The following is a 6,935-nucleotide window of genomic DNA, read 5'->3' on the forward strand; positions in this document are numbered from 1 at the left end:
ACCCGGCGCTGCGGATGCACACCCGACGACACGAGGCCGCACCGCGGCTAGCGTTGGTGGTCCGGTTCACCTCGCCACTCGCCACGGTTCCCGCCGCGGCCGCGTCGTGGACGGATCGCACGGAGGTGAGGACCGTGCTCGGCCTGGCGACCTGGTTGCGGGACCTGCCGGAACGCCGCGGTGACGCACCGTGGCCCGGCCATCGAGGTGACCTGGATCGGACCGGCGTCGGTGCGTGGGACGGTCGACGACCCCACGGTGGAGTGGACGTTCACCGCCACCGGGGCGTCGGCGCTGCGGCTGCCGAACGTGCTGGGACCGCGTCTGCCGCTGACCTGGCGTTCGCGGTCGCTGTTGCGGGCCCGTGAAATCGCGGCCGCCGCACTGGGTATGGGCTCCCTGCGGATGTCCGGCACGATGCCGAGCGGCCATTACGGAACCCTGATGCCCGAGCAGATGTACCTGATCACGGCGGCATCGGCCGTGCTCGACGGCCAGGATCCCGGCAATCCCGTGCGCCTGGCCGAGAACCCGGTCATCGGTGCGGTCGCCCTGCCCGCCCGGGGCGTACTCGCCATCGGCGGCGGCATGTGGCGGATCCGCACACCGGACGTCAGTGCCCGATAGCCGGTCGGATGTCGCGCCCGATGCACGCACAGCGGATACCCGGACTCGCTGCGCGGTCCCCGAACGCGGTCTACGGTTGTCGGGTATGGCGAGCAAAGACATAGTGGTGACCGTGAGCGAGGGGGACTGGCTCACGTTGCGCGATGCCGCCGAGTGCGCGGGGATGAGTGTTCCGGCCTACGTCCGCTGGGGTGTGCGGCTACTGGCCCTCCAGGCCGGTCCGGGCGGCTCCGAGCGACGCGATATTCCCGTGCCGCCCAGAGCGAGCCACCGCACCCCCATCACCCCCGACGAACCCGAGTCCACCGCGTGGACGGAGACCTTCGCCGAACGGCTGTCGCACCGCGCGGACACCTTCCATATCGACTGAACTCGAGGGCCGCTGTGCGCCGGTAGGCCCCCGGAATCGCCGAATCGCCGGCTGTGGCGGTGGCCGACACTCGCCGGACCGGTCGCAGCGCCGCCTAGCTGAAGTCGTAGTCCAGCGGGATGTGCCAGTTCTGGTCGATGACCTCGCGGATGGCGGCGGCGTCCCGGTTCAGGTAGTGCGGTTTGGCGTCGAGCTCCCGGGACAGGTTCGGCACATCCAGGCCGCAGTCCTGGCCGATGAGCCCGTACCGGTGGCCGACCGCCCAGACGCAGGCTCGTGCCCAGCGGACGGGCTTGCCCCGGCGGATGAGATCGGGGGCCTGCCTGCCGAGGCGTTCGACCAGTGTGAAGGACTCCAGTGCGTAATTGGTGCCGAGACAGTCGCCCGCGTAGCGCCAGGCTTGCGGTGCCGCCTCGATGACGACCCGGGCGGCGGGCCGGGACAGGCCCTCCACACCGGGACGCGGTGGCATGCCGAGTTCCGGCAGCCAGAAGAACGCGGCCGCGATCGGATCGACCGGGCCATCGCGCCGCGACGAAATGCCCATGGGGCGAGACTAGCGCCGTTCACCGACACTCGGGTCGGAGCGGGCGAATCATCCGGCGGTGCAGGCGGAATCGACGCGAGTATCCGCACCGTTCGGGAGTGTCGGGCTACTTGCCCGGATTCCAGTACATCCGGCCGTCGTGGTAGTAGTAGCCGGTGCGGTCGGGGTGCTGGACCCAGTGGTGTTCGTAGCCGTTCTCACCGAACTGGAGCACGTAGCCGTAACCCCGCTCGTCGCCGTTGTCCGCGGTGGCCGTACCGGCCGCCCACGCGGCGGGTGCGGCCAGGAACGCGGCGGCGAGCAGGGCGAGGCCGAGCGAGCGGGTCCCGCCGCCGCGTGGGCGCGGGGCGGGCGTGAAGTCGGCCGGGGCGACAGGTGTACGGGGGGTGGCATCGTTGGTCGTCACACTGTCGAGTGTCCTCGCCCGCCGAATCGGGCGCATCGGTGAATTCCCCGAGTGGCACCCTGATCCGCGTCGGGTCACCCCCGCTCGAGGGGGCGGCGACCGGTGACGGTGAGGAGGATGTCCTTGGCGGGCATGGCGACCGGGGTTCCGGAGCCGATCGTGCAGTCCGCGTCGGTCGCCCGCAGTTGCACGCCGGTGAGGTCGACGCCGAAGTAGGCGAGGGTCTTCGCATCACCGTGACCGAGGACCAGCGCGATGCGGGCGGCCGGGGCGGCGGGCAGGCCCAGCGGTTCGGTGATGTCGAGACCGTGGATGACGTCGTGGCTCAGCGCGCCCGCGGGGCCGCCGCCCGGCGGCTGCCACGGATGGTTCACATTGTCGCGCAGGCAGGTCAGTAGTTCGGCGTCGCTCAGACGCCGCGTATCGGCGCGAGCCGCGCGGTCGGCATAGCGGTTGAACGAGAAGCGGGCCGCGGCCAAGCCGATGGCGAATCGCGGCAACGAGATGCGGTAGGCCATGGTCATGTGGGCGACGACCTCACGGACCCGCCAGCCGGTGCAGAGCGAGGGCGCGGCCCACTGGTCGGGGGTGAGGGTGGCGAGCAGGTCGGCGAGGCGTTCCCGCTCGGCGGTGGTGTGGGCGCGCAGGTCGATGGTGTCGGTCACGGGCATCTCCGAAGCGTCGTAGCGATAGGGTCACTACTGCTACGACGCGGGTGGCCGAGATTCATCGGTCGTCGCGGAATCGAATGTCTCGGGCAATCCGAATCGCGCGAATCGAGCGTGCGTCCCCAGGAAGGTCAGCTGTCGCGCGATGCGACCGCCGCGCTGCTCGAGCGCGAGCAGGGCGAACGGGCGCAGCACTCCGTGCTCGTCCGGGCGGTACTGGCCGAATCCGGCGGATCCATTGAGCCGGACGGGCACCAGCCGATCACGCGTACAGGCGTCGGCCGCGGCGAAGATCCGGAGCTGGGCGTCGCGCCCGTCGATGCGCCAGGGGAACGGCGGCATACTCGATTCGGCGTCCTCGCACAGCAGCGCGGCCAAGGCATCGACATCGTGTGCCTCGAAGGCGACCAGATACCGCCGCAACAGGTCGCGATCCCGCTCGGCGTCGAGGTCGAGCGCGTGCCCGCGATCGGTCCGCACCGTGTCGAGCGTCGCGCGCGCCCGCTGCAGGGCACTGTTCGCCGCCGCCGCGCTGACCCCGAGCATCCCGGCGGTCTCGGCCGCCGAGAACGCCAGCACATCGCGCAGCACCAGCACGGCCCGCTGTCGCGGCGGCAGATGCTGAAGCGCCGCCACGAACGCCAACCGCACCGATTCGCGCCGCACGACCACCTCGGCCGGATCGGTCGCCTCGATGAGTTCGGCGTCGGGCATCGGCTCGACCCACCGGTCGGCGGGCAGCACCGAGCCGGCATCGAACCCCTCGGGAACCGGCCCCTCCCACACCAGCATCCGCCGCCGCGCCGACCGCAGCATGTCCAGGCACACATTGGTGGCGATGGCGTGCACCCATGTGGACAGCCGCCCCTTGCCGGGGTCGAAGCCGTCGCGTCGGGTATAGGCGCGGATCAGCGTCTCCTGCACCGCGTCGTCGGTGTCGGCGGCGGAGCCGAGCAGGCGGTAGCAGTAACCGGTCAGTGGCATCCGCAGCGCCTCCAATGCGCGGGGATCCAGTTCTTCGGTATCGACGGCCACCGCCCCATGCTCGCAGCCGGGGCGCGCGGGGGCCACCACGGTCGCGTCGGCGTGGTGGCGCGCGCCCTCGGGCGAATCCGGCGCGCTAGGTCGCGGGTGCGGAGTCGCGCGCCGCGCTGCGATCGGACAGCAGAGCGGCGAATTCCTCGGCGTAGGCGAGTTGGCGGCGCAGTGTCGCGCAGCTCGCCTCGGCCTTGTCGTGGCAGTCGCGCAGGACCTCGGCGGCTCGGCGGCGCCGGTTGGTGTCGGCGGTGGCATCGTCCAGGACGGCCAGCGATTCCAGCAGTTCCTTCATCTCGGCGAGGGTGAATCCCAGCGGCTTCATTCGGCGGATGACCATGAGGCGGCGCACGTCGGCCTCGGTGTAGAGGCGGAAGCCGCCGGTCGAACGCGCCGAGGGGGTGACCAGGCCGACCTCGTCGTAGTGTCGAATCGTCTTGATCGACAACTCGGTTCGCTCGGCGACCTGACCGATCTGCAGGGTGGCGCGGTCGGCCATGTCAGTGCGCTCCGGCGAGGTGGCCGCTGAGGCGTTCGCGGCGCTGTTCGGAGGCGGGCTCGAGTCCGATGATCTCGACGTTCTTGCCCTTGGACGCGTACTTGGTGGTGATGGCGTCGAGGGTGGCGACGGTGGAGGCGTCCCAGATGTGGGCGTCGGACATGTCGATGATCACGTTGTGCGGGTCGCCGGTGTAGTCGAACTGGTAGACCAGGTCATTGCTGGAGGCGAAGAACAGTTCGCCGCGCACCGTGTAGACGCGGGTGTCGATATCGCCGTCCTCGTCGGTGTCGGCCTCGTGCACCGTGGTCACCTCGGTGAAGTGGGCGACGCGGTGGGCGAAGGCGACCATGGCGGTGAGCACGCCGACGATGACGCCGTAGGCGAGATTGTGGGTGAACACGGTGACCGCGACGGTGACCAGCATGACGGTGGTCTCGGCGATCGGCATGCGCCGCAACGTCTTCGGGGTGATGGAGTGCCAGTCCATGGTGCCGACCGACACCATGATCATGACCGCGACCAGGGCAGCCATGGGAATCAGCGCGACCACATCGCCCAGGCCCACCACCAGGATGAGCAGGAAGACGCCGGCGAGGAAGGTGGAGATGCGGGTGCGCGCGCCGGACACCTTCACATTGATCATGGTCTGGCCGATCATGGCGCAGCCGCCCATGCCGCCGAAGAAGCCGGTGACCACATTGGCGATGCCCTGGCCCCAACCCTCACGGGTCTTGTCGGAGTGGGTGTCGGTGATGTCGTCGACCAGTTTGGCGGTCATGAGGGATTCGAGCAGGCCGACCAGCGCCATGGCCAGGGCGTAGGGTGCGATGATCGTCAGGGTGTCCAGGTTCAGCGGCACGTTCGGCAGCAGCAGCACCGGCAGGCTCGACGGCAGTTCACCCTCGTCGCCGACATTCGGCACATTCAGCGCGAACGCGATGGTGACCGCGGTGAGCGCGACTATGGCCACCAGCGGGGCCGGGACGGCGGTGGTGAGCTTGGGCAGGAACACCATGATCAGCAGGCCGATCGCGACCATCGGGTACACCAGCCACGGCACGCCCAGCAGATGCGGGATCTGGGCCAGGAAGATGAGGATGGCCAGGGCGTTGACGAAACCCACCATGACGCTGCGCGGAATGAAGCGCATCAGCTTGGCCACGCCGAGCACACTCAGCACGATCTGGAGCACACCCGCCAGGATCACCGTGGCGATGAGATAGTCGAGCCCGTGCTCGGCCACCACCGGTGCGACGACCAGCGCCACCGCACCGGTCGCCGCCGAGATCATGGCCCGGCGACCGCCCACGATGGCGATGGTGACGGCCATGGTGAAGGAGGCGAACAGGCCGACGCGCGGATCCACGCCCGCGATGATCGAGAAGGAGATCGCCTCGGGGATGAGGGCCAGCGCGACGACGAGACCGGCCAGCACCTCGGTACGCAATCGGGTGGGATGGCGCAGAGCGTGAAGTACCGACCCTTCGGTATCGCGGGTGGGCGCGGCGGTCGCCATCGGCGGCTCCAATCATCACTGCGCACGCGTCACCGGAGTGCGGAAACGCGTGGGCATGAACAGAATTCATTCCGGATGCGAGCGGCCGACGATGCGGAACCACTGCTGATCGGCATCGGCCACACTGCCTGATGCGGAATCTCAGCTAACGCTCAGCGATGGGAACTCTACCCTCCCGTGCGGGTAGAGTCGCAAGCTCGGCGGGGCGGACGTGGCCGAGATCTCATTCCGGCTCGCCGAGTCGAACGAGGGCGAGCATGGCCTCGCGCTCGATGCGGGCGGCCTCGCCGAGCAGCGTTCCCGCCTGAGCGAGATACTCTGTGGCGCTTGTCGTTCCGGCCTGCGTGAGGAGCGTGGCCACCTCGGTCCAGTGGGTGGCCGCACGGCTGTACAGGCGGTGGCCGGTGCGAAGTTCGCTGGCGTCGCACAGCTCCATCGCCTCGGCGAGGAAGTCGCGGTAGAGATTGCGGAACAGGGCGCCGCCGGTCCCGGCCCGCTCCATGAGCAGCGCGGCCTCTGGCAGGTCGCGGCCCGGGTTGTCGGTGCGTTCGAACCAGGTGGGCACCAGCCGAGCGGCCTTCTCGATGCCGCGGTAGCCGATATTGGCGATGGGTGGCTCGAGGAAGGCGCGGGCGCAGGCGGTGACGGCGGGAACGATCGGGCCGCATGGGCCGGGTGGGGGAGTGGGCGGCGTGAGCGTGAAGGAGCGGTTCCTGGCCGTCATCGGGCCGCGTGCGGCGCGGGCCGCGGCGAGGCTGGCCAGGCTGGTGGTGACCGCGCCGCCCTGCTGTGCGGTGTCGACCAGGAAGGCGCTGTGGTCGTCGTAGCCGTACATGGCGACGATATGGCCGCCGAAGTGCACCTTCGAGCCGAAGTAGTCCAGGTGGTAGCTGTCGAGCTGAAGGCCCACCGGCTGGCCGTCGTCGAGGGCGGAGGCCACGTTCTCCCACGCCTTGCGCGGTGACGTGGTCTCGTGCACGCGCAGGTTCAGTCCGAGGGCGGCGGCGAGGTTGCGGGTGAGGTCGAACGGTTTGACGCGTCCGCCGAGGAAGGGGAAGCCCATGGCCTTGCTGTCCCAGTAGAGGAAGGACAGCCCGCCGCCGAGCCCGAAGAGCATGGGCTCGGACAGCTCGAGGCCCCGCTGTCGCAGCAGGACGCCCAGCGCCGTCGTCTCGCAGTGCTGCGCACCGCGCGCGTCGACGTCTACCACCGTGGCCATCGCCAACCTTCCTTGGACGGGAGCGGAGAACCACGGTCCATGGTG

Annotated in this window: 9 protein-coding genes; 2 read left to right on the forward strand and 7 right to left on the reverse strand. The window is 69.8% G+C overall.

All coding sequences use genetic code 11. The features are described from left to right. Positions 1 to 180: 180 nt before the first annotated feature. Entirely contained in the window at positions 181 to 627 is a 447-nt protein-coding gene (locus QK444_RS29660; RefSeq protein WP_282785424.1) for a hypothetical protein, read from the forward strand. Positions 628 to 712: 85 nt separating this feature from the next. Continuing rightward, positions 713 to 997, forward strand: a complete 285-nt coding sequence (locus QK444_RS29665; RefSeq protein ID WP_143981330.1) for a hypothetical protein — start codon at positions 713 to 715, stop codon at positions 995 to 997. Positions 998 to 1,091: 94 nt separating this feature from the next. On the opposite strand, the gene QK444_RS29670 is transcribed toward QK444_RS29665, so the two are convergent. From QK444_RS29670 to QK444_RS29700, 7 genes are all read right to left on the reverse strand, one after another. After that, a complete protein-coding gene (locus QK444_RS29670; RefSeq protein ID WP_039814761.1) occupies positions 1,092 to 1,544 on the reverse strand; it encodes a hypothetical protein in 453 nt (150 codons plus the stop codon). 106 nt (positions 1,545 to 1,650) lie between these two features. After that, positions 1,651 to 1,950 (reverse strand): hypothetical protein, encoded by a 300-nt coding sequence (locus tag QK444_RS29675; protein WP_282785425.1) that lies wholly within the window; start codon positions 1,948 to 1,950, stop codon positions 1,651 to 1,653. A 74-nt stretch (positions 1,951 to 2,024) separates the two neighbouring features. Then, a complete protein-coding gene (locus tag QK444_RS29680; protein WP_282785426.1) occupies positions 2,025 to 2,621 on the reverse strand; it encodes a maleylpyruvate isomerase family mycothiol-dependent enzyme in 597 nt (198 codons plus the stop codon). 33 nt (positions 2,622 to 2,654) lie between these two features. Further along, a complete protein-coding gene (locus QK444_RS29685; protein ID WP_282785427.1) occupies positions 2,655 to 3,653 on the reverse strand; it encodes an RNA polymerase subunit sigma-70 in 999 nt (332 codons plus the stop codon). An 85-nt stretch (positions 3,654 to 3,738) separates the two neighbouring features. Beyond that, entirely contained in the window at positions 3,739 to 4,152 is a 414-nt protein-coding gene (locus QK444_RS29690) for a MerR family transcriptional regulator (RefSeq protein WP_282785428.1), read from the reverse strand. 1 nt (position 4,153) lies between these two features. Beyond that, the gene (locus QK444_RS29695; RefSeq protein ID WP_282785429.1) at positions 4,154 to 5,671 is read right to left on the reverse strand and encodes a SulP family inorganic anion transporter; all 1,518 of its coding nucleotides are present in this window, start codon (positions 5,669 to 5,671) and stop codon (positions 4,154 to 4,156) included. Positions 5,672 to 5,894: 223 nt separating this feature from the next. Then, on the reverse strand, positions 5,895 to 6,935 hold a 1,041-nt coding region (locus QK444_RS29700; RefSeq protein WP_349239550.1), incomplete at its 5' end, for a BtrH N-terminal domain-containing protein.

Origin of the sequence: Nocardia sp. CC201C, assembly GCF_030010695.1 — a bacterium.
In the GTDB taxonomy this organism is placed as follows: Bacteria; Actinomycetota; Actinomycetes; order Mycobacteriales; family Mycobacteriaceae; genus Nocardia; species Nocardia otitidiscaviarum.

Excerpts from the sequence above, each read along its gene's own strand:
- QK444_RS29695 (WP_282785429.1), bottom strand. The coding sequence starts at position 5,671 with ATGGCGACCGCCGCGCCCACCCGCGATACCGAAGGGTCGGTACTTCAC.
- QK444_RS29670 (WP_039814761.1), bottom strand. The coding sequence starts at position 1,544 with ATGGGCATTTCGTCGCGGCGCGATGGCCCGGTCGATCCGATCGCGGCC.
- QK444_RS29680 (WP_282785426.1), bottom strand. The coding sequence starts at position 2,621 with ATGCCCGTGACCGACACCATCGACCTGCGCGCCCACACCACCGCCGAG.
- QK444_RS29665 (WP_143981330.1), top strand. The coding sequence starts at position 713 with ATGGCGAGCAAAGACATAGTGGTGACCGTGAGCGAGGGGGACTGGCTC.
- QK444_RS29690 (WP_282785428.1), bottom strand. The coding sequence starts at position 4,152 with ATGGCCGACCGCGCCACCCTGCAGATCGGTCAGGTCGCCGAGCGAACC.